The organism is Pseudomonas sp. lyk4-R2A-10 (assembly GCF_030209075.1).
In the GTDB taxonomy this organism is placed as follows: Bacteria; Pseudomonadota; Gammaproteobacteria; order Pseudomonadales; family Pseudomonadaceae; genus Aquipseudomonas; species Aquipseudomonas glycinae.
On sequence record NZ_JARVSR010000002.1, the window covers coordinates 42,699 to 61,561 of the forward strand.

Annotated in this window: 19 protein-coding genes; 9 read left to right on the forward strand and 10 right to left on the reverse strand. The window is 61.1% G+C overall.

The window, feature by feature from the left end; translation table 11 throughout:
- Positions 1 to 5 precede the first annotated feature (5 nt).
- Genes QRN46_RS02440 through QRN46_RS02450 form a run of 3 tightly spaced genes read left to right on the forward strand, consistent with a single transcriptional unit; the run spans position 6 to position 2,604 of the window.
- Entirely contained in the window at positions 6 to 1,085 is a 1,080-nt protein-coding gene (locus QRN46_RS02440) for a COX15/CtaA family protein (protein ID WP_285354241.1), read from the forward strand.
- Entirely contained in the window at positions 1,073 to 1,972 is a 900-nt protein-coding gene (gene cyoE, locus QRN46_RS02445) for a heme o synthase (RefSeq protein WP_007953992.1), read from the forward strand. Before QRN46_RS02440 ends, cyoE begins: the two co-directional genes overlap by 13 nt.
- Positions 1,969 to 2,604, forward strand: a complete 636-nt coding sequence (locus tag QRN46_RS02450) for an SCO family protein (protein ID WP_007953994.1) — start codon at positions 1,969 to 1,971, stop codon at positions 2,602 to 2,604. Before cyoE ends, QRN46_RS02450 begins: the two co-directional genes overlap by 4 nt.
- A gap of 280 nt (positions 2,605 to 2,884) precedes the next feature.
- Here the strand turns inward: QRN46_RS02450 and QRN46_RS02455 are convergent, their stop codons facing one another.
- From QRN46_RS02455 to QRN46_RS02465, 3 genes are all read right to left on the reverse strand, one after another.
- Positions 2,885 to 3,658 carry a MetQ/NlpA family ABC transporter substrate-binding protein gene (locus QRN46_RS02455; RefSeq protein WP_011331790.1) on the reverse strand — a complete coding sequence of 258 codons (774 nt, stop codon included), beginning with the start codon at positions 3,656 to 3,658 and terminating at the stop codon, positions 2,885 to 2,887.
- Between the two features lie 74 nt (positions 3,659 to 3,732).
- Positions 3,733 to 4,407 carry a methionine ABC transporter permease gene (locus QRN46_RS02460; protein WP_011331789.1) on the reverse strand — a complete coding sequence of 225 codons (675 nt, stop codon included), beginning with the start codon at positions 4,405 to 4,407 and terminating at the stop codon, positions 3,733 to 3,735.
- Positions 4,407 to 5,414: a methionine ABC transporter ATP-binding protein gene (locus QRN46_RS02465; RefSeq protein ID WP_007953999.1), complete on the reverse strand. Its 1,008-nt coding sequence runs from the start codon at positions 5,412 to 5,414 to the stop codon at positions 4,407 to 4,409. The genes QRN46_RS02460 and QRN46_RS02465 overlap by 1 nt, the downstream gene beginning before the upstream one ends.
- Before the next feature lie 260 nt (positions 5,415 to 5,674).
- On the opposite strand from QRN46_RS02465, the gene katE reads away from it, so the two are divergent.
- Positions 5,675 to 7,816 (forward strand): catalase HPII, encoded by a 2,142-nt coding sequence (gene katE / locus QRN46_RS02470; protein WP_285354242.1) that lies wholly within the window; start codon positions 5,675 to 5,677, stop codon positions 7,814 to 7,816.
- 108 nt (positions 7,817 to 7,924) lie between these two features.
- Here katE and QRN46_RS02475 read toward each other — a convergent pair whose 3' ends face one another.
- From QRN46_RS02475 to zur, 4 genes are read right to left on the reverse strand one after another with little or no spacing between them, the layout of a single operon-like run.
- Positions 7,925 to 8,638, reverse strand: a complete 714-nt coding sequence (locus tag QRN46_RS02475; RefSeq protein ID WP_285354243.1) for a PA5502 family lipoprotein — start codon at positions 8,636 to 8,638, stop codon at positions 7,925 to 7,927.
- A 37-nt stretch (positions 8,639 to 8,675) separates the two neighbouring features.
- Positions 8,676 to 9,464, reverse strand: a complete 789-nt coding sequence (gene znuB, locus QRN46_RS02480; RefSeq protein ID WP_197869007.1) for a zinc ABC transporter permease subunit ZnuB — start codon at positions 9,462 to 9,464, stop codon at positions 8,676 to 8,678.
- Positions 9,457 to 10,242, reverse strand: a complete 786-nt coding sequence (znuC, locus tag QRN46_RS02485) for a zinc ABC transporter ATP-binding protein ZnuC (protein ID WP_064379570.1) — start codon at positions 10,240 to 10,242, stop codon at positions 9,457 to 9,459. The genes znuB and znuC overlap by 8 nt, the downstream gene beginning before the upstream one ends.
- Entirely contained in the window at positions 10,242 to 10,724 is a 483-nt protein-coding gene (zur, locus tag QRN46_RS02490) for a zinc uptake transcriptional repressor Zur (RefSeq protein ID WP_011331783.1), read from the reverse strand. Before zur ends, znuC begins: the two co-directional genes overlap by 1 nt.
- 57 nt (positions 10,725 to 10,781) lie before the next feature.
- On the opposite strand from zur, the gene QRN46_RS02495 reads away from it, so the two are divergent.
- Entirely contained in the window at positions 10,782 to 11,711 is a 930-nt protein-coding gene (locus tag QRN46_RS02495; RefSeq protein ID WP_201819634.1) for a zinc ABC transporter substrate-binding protein, read from the forward strand.
- Positions 11,712 to 11,752: 41 nt separating this feature from the next.
- Here the strand turns inward: QRN46_RS02495 and QRN46_RS02500 are convergent, their stop codons facing one another.
- The gene (locus tag QRN46_RS02500) at positions 11,753 to 12,706 is read right to left on the reverse strand and encodes a homoserine kinase (RefSeq protein WP_011331781.1); all 954 of its coding nucleotides are present in this window, start codon (positions 12,704 to 12,706) and stop codon (positions 11,753 to 11,755) included.
- A gap of 61 nt (positions 12,707 to 12,767) precedes the next feature.
- A complete protein-coding gene (locus tag QRN46_RS02505) occupies positions 12,768 to 13,064 on the reverse strand; it encodes a DUF2782 domain-containing protein (RefSeq protein WP_011331780.1) in 297 nt (98 codons plus the stop codon).
- A gap of 74 nt (positions 13,065 to 13,138) precedes the next feature.
- Here QRN46_RS02505 and polA point away from each other — a divergent pair, with 74 nt between their 5' ends.
- Entirely contained in the window at positions 13,139 to 15,946 is a 2,808-nt protein-coding gene (gene polA / locus QRN46_RS02510) for a DNA polymerase I (RefSeq protein ID WP_285354244.1), read from the forward strand.
- A gap of 284 nt (positions 15,947 to 16,230) precedes the next feature.
- On the opposite strand, the gene yihA is transcribed toward polA, so the two are convergent.
- Positions 16,231 to 16,875 (reverse strand): ribosome biogenesis GTP-binding protein YihA/YsxC, encoded by a 645-nt coding sequence (gene yihA / locus QRN46_RS02515; RefSeq protein ID WP_011331778.1) that lies wholly within the window; start codon positions 16,873 to 16,875, stop codon positions 16,231 to 16,233.
- Positions 16,876 to 17,066: 191 nt separating this feature from the next.
- Here yihA and QRN46_RS02520 point away from each other — a divergent pair, with 191 nt between their 5' ends.
- From QRN46_RS02520 to QRN46_RS02530, 3 genes are all read left to right on the forward strand, one after another.
- The gene (locus tag QRN46_RS02520) at positions 17,067 to 17,372 is read left to right on the forward strand and encodes a c-type cytochrome (protein WP_041475093.1); all 306 of its coding nucleotides are present in this window, start codon (positions 17,067 to 17,069) and stop codon (positions 17,370 to 17,372) included.
- A 32-nt stretch (positions 17,373 to 17,404) separates the two neighbouring features.
- The gene (locus QRN46_RS02525) at positions 17,405 to 18,016 is read left to right on the forward strand and encodes a c-type cytochrome (RefSeq protein WP_011331776.1); all 612 of its coding nucleotides are present in this window, start codon (positions 17,405 to 17,407) and stop codon (positions 18,014 to 18,016) included.
- A gap of 200 nt (positions 18,017 to 18,216) precedes the next feature.
- Positions 18,217 to 18,858 (forward strand): thiol:disulfide interchange protein DsbA/DsbL, encoded by a 642-nt coding sequence (locus QRN46_RS02530; protein WP_007954043.1) that lies wholly within the window; start codon positions 18,217 to 18,219, stop codon positions 18,856 to 18,858.
- The last annotated feature ends 5 nt before the right edge of the window (positions 18,859 to 18,863 follow it).

Sequence of the window (18,863 nt, forward strand, 5' to 3'; positions counted from 1 at the left end):
TCGTCATGGCCAAACCTGGATTTCGCCTCGCGCTGTTTGCCACCCTGCTGGCACTGATCGTGGTGCTGCTCGGCGCCTACACCCGCCTGACCCACGCCGGCCTCGGCTGTCCGGACTGGCCGGGCTGCTACGGGTTCATCAGCGTGCCGAAAAGCGAAGCCCAGCTGGCCCATGCCGAACTGCATTACCCCGATTCACCGGTGGAAGCGCATAAAGGCTGGAACGAGATGATCCACCGCTACTTCGCCGGCACCCTCGGCCTGCTGATTTCGGTACTGGCCGGGCGCGCGTGGGTCAATCGTCATCATCCCGGGCAACCGCTGAAACTGCCGCTGTTTCTGCTGGCGGTGGTGTTCGCCCAGGCGGCGTTCGGCATGTGGACGGTGACGCTCAAACTCTGGCCGCAAGTGGTAACCGGGCATTTGCTCGGCGGCTTCGCGACCCTGAGCCTGCTGTTTCTGCTGACGTTGAGACTGTCCGGCGTACTTCCGGCGCTGACCGTGCCCAAGCGTCTGCAATATTGGGCGACTGCCGGATTGCTGCTGGTGATCGGCCAGATCGCGCTGGGTGGCTGGGTCAGCTCCAACTATGCGGCGGTGGCCTGCATCGACTTTCCGACCTGCCACGGCCAATGGCTGCCGCCGGCGGATTTCGCCAACGGCTTTCACCTGACCCAACACATCGGCCCGAATTACCTGGGCGGGCAACTCGACAGCGATGCACGCACGGCGATTCACCTGACCCATCGCATTGGCGCGTTGCTGGTGACGCTCGTCCTGCTCGGTCTGGCCTGGCAACTGAAAGTGGTGGGCATGACCCGACTGGCCGGACTGGTGCTGATCGCCCTCGCGGCGCAGATCACCCTTGGCATCAGCAACGTGCTGTTCCATCTGCCGCTGCCGGTGGCCGTGGCGCATAACGCCGGCGGTGCGGCGCTGCTGCTGACGATGGTGCTGGTCAACTACCACGCGCGGACCAGTCTGGTTCGGGTCAAGCAGCCGATGATCGCGCGCTGGCGCCTGAGCCCGCGCAAACACTCGGCGGCGCCCATCACTATTAAAGGAGAGACGCCATGGCGATTCTGATCGGCGAACGTCCGGCGCAGGCGCTGTGGCGTGATTATCTGGAGCTGACCAAACCGAAAGTCGTGGTGCTGATGCTGATCACCTCGCTGGTGGGCATGTTTCTCGCGACCCGCGCCGGGGTGCCGTGGACGGTGCTGGTGTTCGGCAACCTGGGAATCGCGCTGTGTGCCGGCGGCGCGGCGGCGGTTAATCACGTGGTGGACCGGCGCATCGATGCGGTCATGGCCCGCACCCATAAACGGCCGCTGGCCGAGGGCCGGGTTTCGCCCACAGGCGCACTGACCTTTGCGCTGGTGCTGGCGCTGCTCGGCCAGGCCTTGCTGCTGACTTTCACCAATCCGCTGACCGCCTGGCTGACCCTGGCCTCGCTGCTCGGCTACGCGGTGATCTACACCGGTTTTCTCAAACGCGCGACGCCACAGAACATCGTCATCGGCGGCCTCGCCGGCGCCGCGCCGCCACTGCTCGGCTGGACCGCGGCCACCGGCCACGTCAGCGCCGAACCGTTGCTGCTGGTGCTGATCATCTTCGCCTGGACCCCGCCGCACTTCTGGGCGCTGGCCATCCACCGCAAGGAGGAATACGCCAAGGCCGACATTCCGATGCTGCCGGTCACCCATGGCGAGCACTACACCAAGGTGCACATCCTGCTGTACACCTTCGCCCTGCTGGCAGTCAGCCTGTTGCCGTACGTGATCCACATGAGCGGCCTGCTGTACCTGATCTGCGCGCTCGGTCTGGGCGCCAGGTTTCTGCAATGGGCCGTGGTGCTGTACCGTGGCACTCGACCGCACGCGGCGATCAACACCTTCAAGTACTCTATCTGGTACTTGTTTCTGCTGTTCATCGCCCTGCTCGTAGACCACTACTTACTGTTGAACCTATGACTCGAACCCAGAAAACCGTCTTCATCCTCGTCGCCGTGATCGCGCTGATCCTCGGCCTGACCGTCAACAAAGTGCTGAGCGGCAAGGGCCAGGGCGACCCGACCGCGCTGATCGACGCCGGCATCATCCTGCTGCCGCAGAGCCGCAACCTGCCGGACGTGACGATGACCAATCAGGACGGCCAACCGGTCACGGTCAACGAGCTCAAGGGCAAGTGGAGCCTGCTGTTCTTCGGCTACACCTTCTGCCCGGACATCTGCCCGACCACCCTCGCCCAGCTGCGGCAGATCAAGAGCGAACTGCCGAAGGATGCGGTGGATAAATTGCAGATCGTGCTGGTCAGCGTCGACCCGAACCGCGACAACCCTGCGCAGTTGAAGCAGTACCTGGGTTATTTCGATCCACAGTTCATCGGCCTGACGCCGAAGTCGATCGACGAGTTGCAGAAGGTGGCGAACGCGGTGAGCATTCCGTTCATTCCGGCGGACACCAGCAAGCCGAATTACACCGTGGATCACAGTGGGAACCTGGCGGTGATCGGGCCGGATGGTACGCAGCGCGGGTTTATTCGGGCACCGTTGAATAATGCCAAGCTGGTTGCGCAGTTACCGGTGATGTTGAACCGCAAGTAAGAAGATCAAAAGCTAGCCCTCACCCTAGCCCTCTCCCGGAGGGAGAGGGGACTGATTGGGGGATATTGAAGAATTACGCCGACGTGAAATTGCAGCATGGAATCCATAATCGCCAAGATCTTTCAGGTCGATGCAGGACGCAGGACACCTCGGTCGGCCCCCTCTCCCTTCGGGAGAGGGCTGGGGTGAGGGACGAATACACAGCGGGTCCAAAGCTGAACACCCGGGCACAAAAAAGGGGACGCCACTGGCGTCCCCTTTTTCGTTACAGCTATCGGAATCAGAACGCCGGCAGTACCGCGCCTTTGTACTTCTCGGTAATGAATTTCTTTACTTCCGGGCTGTGCAGGGCGGCGGCCAGTTTCTTCATGGCGTCGCTGTCCTTGTTATCCGCGCGGGACACCAGGATGTTCACGTAAGGCGAGTCGCTGCCTTCGATGACCAGCGCATCCTTGGACGGATCAAGCTTGGCTTCCAGCGCGTAGTTGGTGTTGATCAGCGCCAGGTCGACCTGGGTCAGCACGCGCGGGATGGTCGCGGCTTCCAGTTCACGGATCTTCAGGTCTTTCGGGTTCTGGGCGATGTCCTTGACGGTCGACAGGATGTTGTTCGGATCCTTCAGGGTGATCACACCGGCCTTGGCCAGCAGCAACAGTGCACGGCCGCCGTTGGTGGCGTCGTTCGGGATCACCACGTTGGCGCCGCTTGGCAGCTCTTCGATTTTCTTGAACTTGCTGGAGTAGGCGCCCAGCGGTTCCAGGTGCACGCCGGTCACGGACACCAGGCTGGTGCCCTTGGCCTTGTTGAACTCATCGAGGTACGGCTGGTGCTGGAAGAAGTTGGCGTCCAGACGCTTCTCGGCCACCTGGACGTTCGGCTGTACGTAGTCGGTGAAGACCTTGACCTTCAGATCCACGCCTTCTTTGGCCAGTGCCGGCTTCACGAATTCGAGGATTTCCGCGTGCGGTACCGGAGTGGCAGCAACGGTCAGGGTTTCGTCGGCGTGGGCCGAGAACGCTGCAACGGCAGCCAGGGCAACAATCAGTTTTTTCATTCAGCTAACTCCTTTTTACGGCGCCCGTCTGGCGCCTGCCAGCGAATGGCCGGCTCATGTCATTACAAAACCGGTTATTTGCGCGAGAAGTGCACGACCAGTCGGTCGCCGACCATTTGCAGCACTTGCACCAGAATCAGCAGCAACACCACGGTGACGATCATCACGTCGGTCTGGAACCGCTGATAGCCGAAACGGATCGCCAGGTCACCCAAGCCACCGGCGCCGACCACACCGGCCATCGCCGTGTAGGAAACCAGTGTAATCGCCGTCACCGTAATCGCTGCGAAGATGCCCGGACGAGCTTCCGGCAGCAAGGCGTTCATGATGATCTGGCGAGTGGTCGCGCCCATCGATTGGGTCGCTTCGATGATGCCGCGATCGACTTCACGCAGGGCGGTTTCCACCAGCCGCGCGAAGAACGGGGTCGCGCCCACTACCAGCGGCGGAATCGCACCGGCCACGCCCAGCGAGGTGCCGGTGATCAGCACGGTGAACGGGATCATCACGATCAACAGAATGATGAACGGCAGCGAACGCAGGATGTTCACCACCAGCGACAGCAATGCGTACACGCCTTTGGCTTCGAGCAACTGACGCGGGCTGCACAGGAACAGCAACACGCCCAGCGGCAGGCCGAGCAGCACGGTGAACAGCAGCGAACCGCCGAGCATCATCAGGGTGTCGCCGGTGGCGAGCCAGATTTCGTACCAGTCGATATTGGTGAAGAAACTCATCAGGTCTTCCATTAGCGCAACACCTCCATGTGAACGTCAGCGGCGGTGAAACGGGCGAACGCCGCTTCCATGTCGCCACCGGTGACGGCGAGGGTCAATTGCCCGTAAGGAATGTCTTTGATGCGGTCGATACGACCGGCCAGGATGCTGTAGTCCACACCGGTTTCCCGGGCGACGGTACCGAGCAACGGCGCGTAGGTCGCCTCGCCCTGGAAGGTCAGACGCACGATGCGGCCCGGCACGTGAGCGAAGTCATCGCGCTGCTCGCTTTCATCAATCTGCTCGCTTTCCTGGACGAAACGCTTGGTGGTCGGGTGTTTCGGATGCAGGAACACATCGGCCACCGAACCTTGCTCGACGATCACACCGGCATCCATCACGCCGACTTGATCGCACACGCGGCGGATCACATCCATCTCGTGGGTGATCAGGACGATGGTCAGTTTCAGCTCGCGGTTGATCTCGGCCAGCAGTTGCAGGACCGACGCTGTGGTCTGCGGGTCGAGGGCGCTGGTGGCTTCGTCGCACAGCAGGATCTTCGGCTTGGTCGCCAGAGCGCGGGCGATGCCGACACGCTGCTTCTGACCGCCGGACAGCTGCGCCGGGTACTTTTTGGCGTGATCGGACAGACCGACCCGCGCCAGCAACTCGGCCACACGCTGGTCGATCTCTGCGCGGGACAGTTCACCGGCCAGGGTCAGCGGCAGCGCGACGTTGTCGGCCACGGTCTTGGATGCCAGCAGGTTGAAGTGCTGGAAGATCATCCCGACCTGCTGACGAAAACGGCGCAGGCCGTTGGCGTCCAGCGCGGTGACTTCTTCACCGTCGACGATGATCTTGCCGCCACTGGATTGCTCCAGGCGATTGATCAGACGCAGCAGGGTACTTTTTCCCGCACCGGAATGGCCAATCAGGCCGAACACCTGACCGTTCTCGATGGAGAAGCTGGTCGGGTGCAGCGCGGTGATGTCCTTACCGGCGACGCGGTAAGTCTTATGGACGTTTTGAAACTCGATCACGTAGCGAACCTTGTGGGGCGCGTTGGAAAAGGATCAGCGGTTAGCCGGGCGCGCATTTTAGCCTGTCCGTATAGAGGTTCTTAGCATTTATTTCGCGAATAACCTTCGATTTGGCAATAACAGGATCAAAGGTCATAAAAAAGGAACGCCCGAAACCCTCGTCAGTCACTACTTAAGCGACTTGAAAACCCTGGGTGCCGTGCCTGGGAAACACTCAAGCGTTCCGGAGCAATCCCGGGACAAACAGGAGTTCATGACTGATGAGTACCAAGAAACCTGCCAATGACAAAAGCCAACTGGCCGGCACCGATACCCCGGATCGCGCCAACACCAATGCCAAACTCGATAGCCTGGAGAAGTTTCGCTCCGACGCCACCGGTCAGGCCCTGCGCACCAACCAGGGCGTGAAAATTGCTGATAACCAGAACACCCTCAAGGCCGGGGCTCGCGGGCCGTCGCTGCTGGAAGACTTCATCATGCGTGAGAAGATCACGCACTTTGACCATGAACGGATTCCCGAGCGCATCGTTCACGCCCGCGGCACCGGCGCCCATGGATTCTTTCAAAGCTACGAGAACCATGCGGCGCTGACCAAGGCCGGTTTCCTGCAGGATCCGGGGAAGAAAACCCCGGTGTTCGTGCGCTTTTCCACGGTCCAGGGGCCGCGCGGCTCCGGCGACACCGTGCGTGACGTGCGCGGTTTTGCTGTGAAGTTCTTCACCGACGAAGGCAACTTCGATCTGGTCGGCAACAACATGCCGGTGTTCTTCATTCAGGACGCGATCAAGTTTCCTGACTTCGTCCACGCGGTGAAACCTGAACCGCATAACGAGATCCCTACCGGCGGCTCGGCTCACGACACGTTCTGGGATTTTGTGTCGCTGGTACCGGAATCGGCGCACATGGTGATCTGGGCCATGTCCGACCGGGCCATCCCGAAAAGCCTGCGCAGCATGCAGGGCTTCGGCGTGCACACCTTCCGGCTGATCAACGCCGAGGGCAAATCGCGCTTCGTCAAATTCCACTGGCGTCCCACCGCCGGTACCTGTTCTCTGGTGTGGGACGAGGCGCAAAAGCTTGCGGGTAAAGACACCGACTATCACCGGCGCGATCTGTGGGAAGCCATCGAGATGGGTGATTACCCGGAGTGGGAACTCGGTGTACAGATCATCGAGGAGGAAAACGAGCACGACTTCGACTTCGACATCCTCGACCCGACCAAACTGATTCCCGAGGAAATCGTTCCGATCACGCCGCTGGGCAAGATGACCCTCAACCGCAACCCGGACAACTTCTTCGCCGAGACAGAACAGGTCGCGTTCTGCCCAGGCCATATCGTGCCGGGCATCGACTTCTCCAATGACCCGCTGCTGCAAGGTCGGCTGTTTTCCTACACCGACACGCAGATCAGCCGACTCGGCGGGCCGAACTTCCATGAGCTGCCGATCAATCGCCCGGTCGCACCGTTCCACAACGGCCAGCGCGATGCCCAGCACCGCACGGTGATCGACAAGGGTCGGGCGTCCTACGAACCGAACTCCATCGATGGCGGCTGGCCGAAAGAAACCCCACCGGCCGCGCAGGACGGCGGGTTCGAAAGCTATCCGGAGCGCATCGATGCCAACAAGATCCGTCAGCGCAGCGAGTCGTTCAGCGACCACTTCTCCCAGGCGCGGCTGTTCTTCAACAGCATGAGCCCGCACGAGAAAGAGCACATCATCGCCGCCTACAGTTTCGAACTCGGCAAGGTTGAGCGTGAGTTCATCCGGGCGCGGCAAGTGAACGAGATTCTCGCCAACATCGATCTGGAGCTGGCCAAACGCGTGGCGGCCAACCTGGGTCTGCCAGCGCCAGGCAAAGGCACCGTCGACGTACCGAAAACATCACTGGATCGCTCACCATCGTTGAGTCAGGCCAACCTGTTGCCGGAGAACATCAAGACCCGAAAAGTCGCGATCCTTGCGGCCAATGGTGTCGATGGTGCGGCAATTGATGCGATGAAGAAGGCGCTGGCGGCAGAGGGTGCGCACGCAAAACTGCTCGGCCCGACCTCGGCGCCGGTGAAAACCGCCGATGGCAAAAGCCTGGCGGTGGATGCGTCGATGGAAGGTTTGCCTTCGGTGGCGTTCGATGCGGTGTTCGTGCCGGGTGGCGCGGCGTCGGTCAAGACGTTGAGCGGTGACGGCGTGGCGTTGCATTACCTGCTGGAGGCATACAAGCACCTGAAGGCGACTGCGCTGCAGGGTGAGGCCAAGCAGTTGCTGGACGTGTTGAAGCTGGAAACGGATGCCGGGTTGCTGGAGGGCAAGGATGTTGGCGCGCTGACCAAGCCATTCTTTGCTGCGATCGGGCAGCATCGGGTCTGGGATCGCGAGCCTAAGGCCAAGGCCATTCCCGCTTAAGGATGTTGGTCGACTGACAGGACGCCTTCGCGGGCAAGCCCGCTCCCACAGGACTGCACTGTACCTGTGGGAGCGGGCTTACTCCGGGCGGCGTTCCGACGATGCTTTTTAAGGTTTGCGCGGACTCAGAACCACCTGCGCCGGCACCGTGCGCAGAATCTGTTTCTCGATCTTCAGATCGAAATCCGGATCGAGCTTCTTCACACGCTTGGTGATCAACGTCGCCAGCCAAGGATAATCATTGGTACGCGGGGCCTGAATGCTCACCGCACAGTCGTAATTCACCACATCGGCGGCGATCGCATCCAGTTGGCGGCGAAGTTTGCGGCTATCGGTGATGTTCAGCGCGACCGTGGTGCTCTCGGCGGTCGGATCGATCACCTTGGCTTTCGGCTTGGCTTCAGCAGCCTGGAGTGCTGCTTCGGCTTTCTCCAGCTCGGCCTTGCGCGCTTCAGTGATCGCGCCGTTGACGCCACCGGTCAGTGCCGGGGCCTTGGGCATCAGCACACGGGCACGGGCCAGCGCGGTCGCGGCCGCGTTCACATCGCCCTTCTGCAGGACGATCTGGCTGCGACGCAGGTAGGCTTCGGCCAACTGGCGCTGGTATTGCTCAAGGGATTGATCGTTGGGTGTCTCGGCCTGCAAGGCTGCCAATTGGTCTTCGGCAGTGGCCAGTTCGCTGCTGGCCAGGCTTTGCTCCAGCTGTGCGATGGCCGTGGCCCGCGCATCGGGAACTTCGGCCACCGGCGGCGTGCTTTGGCAGGCGCCCAGCAGCACTGAAAAGGCCACAAGGAGCAGATAACGGGAGGCGAACGGCTTCATTCCTGCGACTCTCTATTTGCGCAAAAAACGAGCAAGTCTACACCCCTCGACGGGGCAGAACAAAACTCAGCAGAAACAGTGCGGCGGCCGTCACAACGATTGACGGACCGGCCGGGGTGTCCTTGAACCACGACAACGCCAGCCCGCCACACACGGCGAGCATGCCCAGCACGCTCGCGCCCAGAGCCATCTGCTCCGGAGAACGGGCGTGACGCTGTGCCGCAGCCGCCGGAATGATCAACAGCGAAGTAATCAGCAACACACCGACGATTTTCATCGCCACTGCGATCACCACCGCGATCAACAGCATCAACGCCATGCGCAAACCGGCCACCGGCAGGCCTTCGACCCTGGCCAGCTCTTCGTGCACGGTGATCGCCAGCAATGGGCGCCATAGCGTCACCAGCAACACCAGCACGGCTGCGCTGCCACCGAGGATCCACGCCAGATCGGTCGGGCTGATCGCCAGCAGGTCGCCGAACAGATAGGCCATCAGGTCGATCCGCACTTCATGCATGAAGCTTAGTACCACCAGCCCGAGAGAGAGCGTGCTCGGTGCGAGAATTCCCAGAAGCGTGTCGGACGCCAGTGGCTGACGCTGCTGCAAGGTCACCAGCAACACCGCCAGCAGCAGGCAGCCCACGGTCACCGCCACGGTCGGGCTGACATCCAGCAAAAAGCCCAGGGCCACGCCAAGCAGTGCGGCGTGGGACAGCGTATCGCCGAAATAGGCCATGCGCCGCCAGACCACGAACGAGCCGAGCGGCCCCGCGACCAACGCCAGCGCCAGACCTGCAAGCAGGGCGTAGAACAGAAAATCAGCCATGCTTGCAGCTATCTCCGTGAACGTGAGGTTGGCCTGTCACAGGCCCTTTGACCACCGAACCGTGCAGGTCGTGGGCATGGTCATGATGGTGGTGATAGATCGCCAGGCTCGGCGCGTTGTTGCCGAACAGCTCGACGAACGCCGGATCGCCACTGACCTGCTCGGGATGCCCGGAGCAGCAGACGTGACGGTTGAGGCATACCACCTGATCGGTGGTGCTCATCACCAGATGCAGATCGTGGGACACCATCAACACGCCGCAGCCATGCCGATCGCGCAGCCGGGTGATCAGGCTGTACAGCTCGGCTTGCCCGGCGACATCGACGCCCTGCACCGGCTCATCGAGCACCAGCAGTTCCGGCTCGCGCAACAAGGCACGGGCCAGCAGCACGCGCTGCATTTCACCGCCGGAAACGCTTTGCACCGGGCTGTCGATAACGTGCTCGGCGCCGACTTCCTTGAGCGCCGCCAGCGCACGCGGGCGATCGACACCCGGCACCAGCCGCAGGAAGCGCAGCACCGACAGTGGCAAGGTCGGATCGACATGAAGTTTTTGCGGCATGTAGCCGACACGCAGTTTCGGCTTGCGCCATACGCTGCCGCTGTCGGGCTTCAGCAGCCCGAGCACGGCGCGCACCAGCGTGGTCTTGCCGGCGCCGTTGGGGCCGATCAGGGTGACGATCTGCCCCGGCTCGACGCTCAGGTGAATGTTGTCCAGCACGTTCTGCCCGGCAAACCGGACCGCCACCTGCTCCAGACGGATCAGCGCATCGCTCATCAAGCCCCCCGGCAACCGGAGCAGAGGCCGACCACTTCGACGGTCTGGGCCTCGACGATGAAGCCGACATCCTTGGCGCTGTGGACAATCGCGTCGCTGATGGTTTTTTGCTCAAGTTCGATGGCGGCATGGCATTCACGGCAGATCAGGAACTGGCCCTGATGCGAATGTTTCGGGTGCACGCAGCCAACGAAGGCGTTGAGCGAGGAGATGCGGTGCACCAGGCCGTTTTCCAGCAGGAAATCCAGCGCCCGGTACACGGTTGGCGGCGCGGCGCGGCGGCCGTCCTGCTCGCTGAGCACCGCCAGAATGTCGTAGGCACCCAGCGGCTTGTGGCTCTGCCAGACCAGTTCCAGCACGCGCCGGCGCAACGCGGTCAGGCGCAAGCCTTTCTGTGCACACAGGGCATCGGCCTCGGACAGCGCGCTGTGAACGCAGTGCGAGTGGTCGTGGGGACGGCTGGCAATCGGTGTAATAGGCATGAGCGGCGACGAGTTTGGTTAGAGACGTTATTATGTTACCCGTTCTCGCCTCATTGAGTGGTCATCGTGTCCCGACTTTTTTCTGTTTTTGTCGTATTCATCACCGGTTTTCTGCTGATCGGCCCGGCTCAGGCCGAGGTCAGAGTCCTCACCAGCATCAAGCCCCTGCAACTGATTGCCGCTGCGGTGCAGGACGGCGTGGCGATTCCGGAAGTGCTGCTGCCGCCGGGGGCTTCGCCTCATAACTACGCGTTGCGCCCGTCCGACGTGCGCAAGGTGCAATCTGTTGACCTGCTGTACTGGATCGGCCCGGACATGGAAGGTTTCCTGCCTCGCGTGCTGAACGGTCGTACGCTGCCGAGCGTTGCCGTGCAGGATCTGCCGGGCATGAAACTGCGCCGCTTCGCAGCAGACAGTCATTCCCATGCCGAAGAAGCCGACGAACACGATCACGACCATCGCCCGGGCAGTCTCGATGCGCATTTGTGGCTATCGCCGGTGAACGCGCGGGTTATTGCCGACAAAATGGCCGCCGACTTGAGCGCTGCTGACCCGGCCAACGCCGAGCGTTATCAGAGTAACGCCAAAGCGTTCGACGAGCGTCTGGATGCACTGGATCAGCGTTTGAAGAAACGTCTGGCCAGTGTTGAAGGCAAACCCTACTTCGTCTTCCACGAAGCCTTCGATTACTTCGAAGACGCCTACGGCTTGAAACACACCGGCGTGTTCAGCGTTGCAGCAGAAGTGCAACCCGGTGCCCAGCATGTAGCGGCGATGCGCACGCGTTTGCAGGAGGTCGGCAAGACCTGCGTGTTCAGTGAGCCGCCGCTGCGTCCACGACTGGCCGAGACCCTGGTGGCGGGCCTGCCGGTGAAGCTGGCGGAGCTGGATGCTTTGGGCGGGTACACGCCAGCCACGGCTCAGGGTTATGAGCAAGTGCTGGAGAAGCTCGGGAATGATCTGGCGGGTTGTCTCGAATCGCTCTGATACAAAAAAACCGCAGCCTGCACAGGCTGCGGTTTTTTCTTTTACAGGGCGAAAGGTAGCGGCGTACTGACCGTCTGACGCTGCGCCAGCCGCTGCTCGAACTCTTTCGGATCGTGAATCAGCACGTCCTGCCCGGCGAACGATTCCGCCGCAATCAGGCGCGACAGCCAGAACCGAACGCACGCCACTCGCAGCATGGTCGGCCACAGCTCGGCTTCGGCCGCCGTGAATGGACGCAGTGCCGCGTAGGCGCCAAGGAACGCACGCGCACGCGGGCCGTCGATCAGGCCGTTATCGTCCGAACACCAGTCGTTCAGAGCAATCGCCACGTCATAGAGCATCGGCCCGGAGCAGGCGTTGTAGAAGTCGATCAACCCGGTCAGGTGTGTGCCTTCGAACATCGCGTTGTCGCGGAACAGGTCGGCGTGGATGTTCGCCCGTGGCAGCGCGAGAATTTTCTCTCTCTGTTGGGTGATTTCGTCCAGCGCCTTCTGCAGCAGTGCGCGCGGCTCATCGCTCAGGTGCGAAAGAAACTGCGTACCCTCTTCCAGCATCCAGTCCAGGCCACGATCGGTCTTGCGCTTGATCATGTTGTCGCCCTGGGTCGCCAGGTGCAGATGCGCCTGCAAGTCACCGACCTGCGCGCAATGCTGGGCGTTGGCCTGCTTGATGTGCTTGCCAGCCAGGCGCGGTTGCAGCAATGCCGGTTTGCCCTTCAGCTCGCGCAGGGCCACGCCGTCGGTGGTGCGCAGTGCGTAAGGCACCGGCAGATCGGCTTCGTGCAGGACGTCGAGCAGGTCGATGAAGAAAGGCATTTCCTGCACCGGGCCGCGCTCGACCAGGGTCAGGACGAACTCGCCCTTTTCCATGCTGATGAAGAAGTTGGTGTTTTCGCTGCCGGCGGCGATCCCCTGGAAATCGAGCAGACGGCCGAGCCCGTACGGGGCGAGAAAGGTTTCCAGCTCGGGCCGAGCCAGGGGGGTGAACACAGACATGGTTAAAAACTGCTCAGTTCTGGCGCCGTTATCAGACGGCGCCGATTAAAAGTCAGGAAACTTACTTCCAGGTAAAGATTTCCCACGACGGAATCAGCATATCCGGCTGGTCGGACCGGATGTAGTTCGCGTCCGTACCATCGGCGCGCACCAGGAAATAGGGTTTACCGCCCTTCGGTGTGACCTTGATCGCATACACGAACCCACTCCGGCTGTATTCCTGAATGACCTTGTCGCCTTCGGTGTGCGTGCTAATGGTAACTTCCGGCTCCGACGATGGCGCATCATCCGCCGCGATCGCGGCCAGCGGTGAGACAGCAATCAGACTGACCAGCAGCAAGCGATTTAACGTACGCATGATAACCTTGTCCCTTTGTCGTCAACGGTCCCGCTATTCTAGCGCCGGGCCCGCCGAAAAGGTTGATTCTGCTCATGAGCCAAGCCCCCCTCGTCCTGGTGGACGGTTCGTCTTACCTGTACCGCGCCTTTCACGCGCTGCCACCGCTGACCACCTCCAAAGGCCTGCCGACCGGTGCGGTCAAAGGCGTGCTGAACATGCTCAAGAGCCTGCGCAAGCAGTATCCGGACAGCCCGTTCGCGGTAGTGTTCGACGCCAAGGGTGGGACATTTCGCGATGAGATGTACGCCGAATACAAGGCCAACCGCCCAAGCATGCCGGACGACATGCGCGTGCAGATCGAGCCGCTGCACCAGAGCGTGATCGCCCTCGGTTTCCCGCTGCTATGCGTCGAAGGCGTCGAGGCCGATGACGTGATCGGCACCTTGGCCCGCAGCAGCGCGGCCGCCGACCGCCCGGTGATCATCTCCACCGGCGACAAGGACATGGCGCAACTGGTCGACGGCCACATTACCTTGGTCAACACCATGTCCGGTAGTTCGATGGATGTGGACGGCGTGAAGGAGAAATTCGGCGTCGCTCCAGAGCAGATCATCGATTATCTGGCCCTGATGGGCGATTCCTCCGACAACATCCCGGGCGTTCCCGGCATCGGCCCGAAAACCGCTTCCGGCCTGCTGGTAGGCGTCAACGGCGGCCTGACCGAGCTGTATGCGCAGCTCGACATCGTGCCGACCCTGCCGATCCGTGGCGCCAAGACCCTGCCGGCCAAGCTCGAAGAACACAAGGAAATGGCCTTCCTCTCTTATCAACTGGCGACCATCAAGGTCGACGTGCCGCTGGATATCGGCCTCGACGACCTGCAAATGGGTCCGGAAGATCCGGCCAAGCTTTACGAGTTGTACACCCTGCTGGAATTCAAGAGTTGGCTGAATGACCTGGATCGCGATGCCAAGCGCCAGGAACTGAGCGCGGCCGCCGAGCCTGTGCCGGCCGGTGATCTGTTCAGCGCGCCTGCCGAAGAGGAAGCGCCCGCCGCTCCGGCTGAAGCCGCGTACGAAACCATCCTCGATCAGGCGCGATTCGACGTTTGGCTGGAAAAGCTGAAGAACGCCAAACTGTTCGCCTTCGACACCGAAACCACCGGCATCGACGCGCAACAGGCGCAGCTGGTCGGCTTGTCCTTCGCGGTGCAGGCCAACGAAGCGGCCTACATCCCGCTGACCCACTCCTACATCGGCGTGCCGGAGCAGCTGGATCGCGACACTGTGCTGCGCGCACTCAAGCCGATCCTTGAAGACCCGAACAAGCTCAAGGTCGGCCAGCACGCCAAGTTCGACATGAACATCCTGGCCAACTGCGCCATCGGTGGCGATCAGAACGAAGGCATCACCGTGCGCGGAATTGCCTTCGACACGATGCTTGAGTCCTATGTGCTCAACTCCACCGCCACCCGCCACGACATGGACAGCCTGGCGCAGAAGTACCTGGATCACACCACCGTGAGTTTTCAGGACATCGCCGGCAAAGGCGCCAAGCAACTGACCTTCGACCAGATCGCCCTGGAACAGGCCGGGCCGTATGCCGCCGAAGATGCCGACGTGACCCTGCGCCTGCACCAGACGCTGTTCGACAAGCTCAGCGCTATCCCGAGCCTGGCGAGTGTACTGACCGATATCGAGATCCCGCTGGTGCCAGTGCTTGCTCGCATCGAGCGCCAGGGCGCGTTCGTCGACGCTGAACTGCTCGGCATCCAGAGCATTGAACTGGGTAACAAAATGATCGCGCTGGAGCGTGAAGCCTTCGAGATTGCCGGTGAAGAATTCAACCTCGGTTCGCCGAAGCAGCTGGGCGTGATCCTCTACGAAAAACTTGGCCTGCCGGTGCTGAAGAAGACCGCCAAGGGCCAGCCGTCCACCGCCGAAGAAGTGTTGGCGAAACTGGCCGAAGACGATCACCGCTTGCCGAAAGTGCTGATGGAACACCGTTCCATGAGCAAGCTGAAAAGCACCTACACCGATCGCCTGCCGGAGCAGATCAACCCGCGTACCGGGCGTATCCACACTTCGTACCATCAGGCCGTTGCGTCGACCGGTCGCTTGTCGTCGAGCGATCCGAACCTGCAGAACATCCCGGTGCGCACCGCCGAAGGCCGACGCATCCGTCAGGCGTTCGTTGCGCCGAAAGGTTACAAACTGCTGGCAGCGGACTACTCGCAGATCGAACTGCGGATCATGGCCCACCTGTCCCGCGACGAAGGCCTGATGAATGCTTTCCGCAATAACCTGGACGTGCACACCGCCACGGCGGCCGAAGTGTTCAAGGTCGAGCTGAATGAAGTGACGTCTGACCAGCGCCGGGGCGCCAAGGCGATCAACTTCGGTCTGATCTACGGCATGGGCGCGCAGAAACTGGGCAAGGACATCGGCGTCGATACCAAGACCGCCAAGGCCTACATCGACACCTACTTCGCGCGTTATCCGGGCGTTCGCGAATACATGGATCGCACCCGCGCCCAGGCAGCAGACCAGGGCTTTGTGGAAACGATCTTCGGTCGTCGCCTGTATCTGCCGGACATCAACTCCAACAAGCCGCAGGAACGCGCGGCCGCCGAACGCACGGCAATCAACGCGCCGATGCAGGGCACCGCAGCGGACATCATCAAGAAAGCCATGGTGGCAGTGGATAACTGGCTGTGCGCTTCCGGGCTGGACGCCAAAGTCATCCTGCAGGTGCACGACGAACTGGTGCTGGAGGTCCGCGAGGATCTGGTCGATCAGGTTCGCGAAGAAATTCGCGTGCACATGAGCGAAGCCGCGAAACTGGATGTGCCGTTGCTGGTGGAAGTGGGAATCGGCAACAACTGGGACGAGGCGCACTGAGGCCTCTGGGCCGGGATTTTGCCGCGACAGTGCGTCGCGGCAAAGGCATCGAGTGGGGCTTAGGTCGGATTGTTCTTGAGCTTATTCCAAAGTTTTTTGAAAAGAATCTGAACTAATCTTGCGCCAGGGTACTCAGAGATACTGAATGGCTGGTGAAGCCCTTCGATGCTCCTATGTTGTGTTAAGTGTTGGCAGATATCTGAACCCCGCCCTAGCGGTTCGGAACTTAAACCCCGGAACTTCTCCCTCCCCATATGAAGTCCGGGGCTTTTTTTGCCTGCGATTTACTCAGCAGGCAATTCAGCGCCTTTATCCGCCAACTCCATCCAGCCCGCCAACACAGTGTAAGCCTCTTCCAGGCCCATGCGTTTTGGTGCGGAGAACAGCTGGATCGTCACTTGATCGCCCCAACCCTTACGGATTTCCGACTGCACCTTGAGCAGCGTGTTCTTGGCTGCGCCGTAGGTCAGCTTGTCTGCCTTGGTCAGCAGAATGTGCATCGGCATGCCGGCGGCAACGGCCCAGTCCAGCATCAGCAGGTCGAAGTCGGTCATTGGATGACGGATGTCCATCATCAGAATCAGCCCCTTCAAACTCTCGCGGCCACCGAGGTAAGCCTCAAGGTGACGCTGCCAGTGTTGCTTCAGCGGGATTGGTACTTTTGCATAACCGTAGCCCGGGAGGTCGACCAGACGCCGTTCATCGTCTAGCTTGAAGAAGTTCAACAGCTGTGTGCGACCCGGGGTTTTCGAGGTGCGCGCCAGGCTGGCGTGAGTCAGAGTGTTCAGCGCACTGGATTTACCGGCGTTGGAACGACCGGCGAACGCCACTTCGAAGCCTTCGTCGTCGGGGCACTGATCGACTTTGGCGGCACTGAGCATGAACGTGGACTGTTGGCACAGGCCGAGGATGGGATTCTTGAGTTGCATGGGATTTCCGATGTGGGCGGCGCCGGGATTAGGCGCGGAACGCGGTGTCGCTTCCGTTTCAGTGACGCCAGTATATAATGCCGCAGATTTTGTGTGTGCTTTGTCCCAGCGAAGGATGAAGTTCACGAGAGCGACAGACCTTGATTGCGCATTAGAACGCAGAACGCTCTCAACCCTGAAAAGGTCGTTTTATGACGAAATGGCTGCTGGCTGCCGGAGTCTTGATGCCGCTTTACAGCGCACAGGCTACACAGGATCCGGAAGCCGTGTACAACCGTGTTTGTGGAGCCTGTCATTCCGGCCAACTACCCATGGCGCCCAAAAGAGGCGATCAGGCAGCTTGGACGCCGAGGTTGGCGAAAGGTATGGAGACGCTGGTGCAACACGTGACCCAGGGTTTCAAGGCGATGCCGCCGCGTGGTTTGTGCATGGACTGCAGTGCCGAGGATTACCAGGCCCTCATCCTCTGGATGAGCGAGAGTAAGCCCGGTCCATAACTCTTAACCCTTAGCCGTAGTTGGATTAGCTGATGAACAAACTGATCGTGAGTCTGCTGTTGACCGTGGGAATCTCAGGCTTCGCCCATGCTTCCGGTGATGCAGCCGCAGGCCAGGCAAAAGCCGCCGTATGCGGCGCCTGCCATGGCCCGGATGGCAACAGCATGGCGCCAAACTTTCCAAAGCTGGCCGGACAGGGTGAACGCTACCTGACCAAGCAATTGCACGACATCAAGTCGGGCAAGCGCACCGTTCTGGAAATGACCGGCCTGCTGACCAACCTGAGCGATCAGGACCTGGCCGATATCGCCGCCTACTTCGCCAGCCAGAAAGGCAGCGTCGGCGCCGCCGATCCGAAGATCGTCGCTCGCGGTGAAGCCCTGTTCCGTGGCGGCAACCTCGAGAAAGGCCTGCCAGCCTGCACTGGTTGCCACTCGCCGAACGGTGCCGGCAACGCAGCTGCCGGCTTCCCGCACCTGGGTGGCCAACACGCTCAGTACATCGCCAAGCAACTGACCGATTTCCGCAAGGAAGAAGCCGGCCGCAACAACGACGGCGACGCGATGACCATGCGTACCATCGCCCGCAAGCTGAGCGACGAAGACATCGCGGCAGTCTCCAGCTACATTCAGGGTCTGCACTAAGACATGCGATTCGAGCGGTGCGTGCAATGGCCAACGCCTGCCACGTTAACGCTCGATTAATCCGTCGCAGGAAGTATAAAAAGGGTGGCTTTGGCCGCCCTTTTTTGTGGCCGCTGCCGTTACACTACAGAACTCATGCCCGCCAGGATCTGTCTGAAAACAGGTCGCGCGAGGCGACCAAAATTGTCCAGGAGTAAAGCATGCGTAATCTGATCATCAGCGCCGCCCTCGTCGCTGCCAGCCTGTTCGGCGTCACCGCCCAGGCCGCCGAAGCCCCTGCTGCCCCTTACGTCGAGCTGAGCAACCCGGTACCGGTCGCCGTGCCTGGCAAGATCGAAGTGGTCGAGCTGTTCTGGTATGGCTGCCCGCACTGCTACGCGTTCGAGCCGGTGATCAATCCGTGGGTTGAAAAACTGCCGTCCGACGTCAACTTCGTACGCATTCCTGCGATGTTCGGTGGCCCGTGGGACGCTCACGGCCAGATGTTCCTGACCCTGGAAGCCATGGGCGTCGAGCACAACGTGCACGCTGCCGTTTTCAACGCGATCCAGAAAGAACACAAGAAGCTGACCGACAAGAACGACATGGCCGACTTCCTCGCCACTCAAGGCGTGGACAAGGACAAGTTCCTGGCGACCTTCGATTCGTTCGCCATCAAAGGGCAGATCGTGAAAGCCCGCGAACTGGCCAAGAAGTATGAAATCTCCGGTGTTCCAACCATGATCGTCAACGGTAAGTACCGCTTCGACATCGGCTCTGCCGGCGGTGCCGAACAGGCGCTGAAACTGGCTGACCAACTGGTGGCCAAAGAGCGAGCGACCAACAAGGCAGCCGCCAACTAAGCGCG

Coding starts and splice junctions, on each gene's coding strand:
- yihA (WP_011331778.1), bottom strand. CDS start 16,875: ATGCAACTCAAGAATCCCATCCTCGGCCTGTGCCAACAGTCCACGTTC.
- QRN46_RS02440 (WP_285354241.1), top strand. CDS start 6: ATGGCCAAACCTGGATTTCGCCTCGCGCTGTTTGCCACCCTGCTGGCA.
- QRN46_RS02525 (WP_011331776.1), top strand. CDS start 17,405: ATGAACAAACTGATCGTGAGTCTGCTGTTGACCGTGGGAATCTCAGGC.
- cyoE (WP_007953992.1), top strand. CDS start 1,073: ATGGCGATTCTGATCGGCGAACGTCCGGCGCAGGCGCTGTGGCGTGAT.
- znuB (WP_197869007.1), bottom strand. CDS start 9,464: ATGGCTGATTTTCTGTTCTACGCCCTGCTTGCAGGTCTGGCGCTGGCG.
- zur (WP_011331783.1), bottom strand. CDS start 10,724: ATGCCTATTACACCGATTGCCAGCCGTCCCCACGACCACTCGCACTGC.
- QRN46_RS02455 (WP_011331790.1), bottom strand. CDS start 3,658: ATGAAAAAACTGATTGTTGCCCTGGCTGCCGTTGCAGCGTTCTCGGCC.
- QRN46_RS02530 (WP_007954043.1), top strand. CDS start 18,217: ATGCGTAATCTGATCATCAGCGCCGCCCTCGTCGCTGCCAGCCTGTTC.
- QRN46_RS02500 (WP_011331781.1), bottom strand. CDS start 12,706: ATGTCTGTGTTCACCCCCCTGGCTCGGCCCGAGCTGGAAACCTTTCTC.
- znuC (WP_064379570.1), bottom strand. CDS start 10,242: ATGAGCGATGCGCTGATCCGTCTGGAGCAGGTGGCGGTCCGGTTTGCC.
- polA (WP_285354244.1), top strand. CDS start 13,139: ATGAGCCAAGCCCCCCTCGTCCTGGTGGACGGTTCGTCTTACCTGTAC.
- QRN46_RS02460 (WP_011331789.1), bottom strand. CDS start 4,407: ATGGAAGACCTGATGAGTTTCTTCACCAATATCGACTGGTACGAAATC.
- QRN46_RS02450 (WP_007953994.1), top strand. CDS start 1,969: ATGACTCGAACCCAGAAAACCGTCTTCATCCTCGTCGCCGTGATCGCG.
- katE (WP_285354242.1), top strand. CDS start 5,675: ATGAGTACCAAGAAACCTGCCAATGACAAAAGCCAACTGGCCGGCACC.
- QRN46_RS02505 (WP_011331780.1), bottom strand. CDS start 13,064: ATGCGTACGTTAAATCGCTTGCTGCTGGTCAGTCTGATTGCTGTCTCA.
- QRN46_RS02520 (WP_041475093.1), top strand. CDS start 17,067: ATGACGAAATGGCTGCTGGCTGCCGGAGTCTTGATGCCGCTTTACAGC.
- QRN46_RS02475 (WP_285354243.1), bottom strand. CDS start 8,638: ATGAAGCCGTTCGCCTCCCGTTATCTGCTCCTTGTGGCCTTTTCAGTG.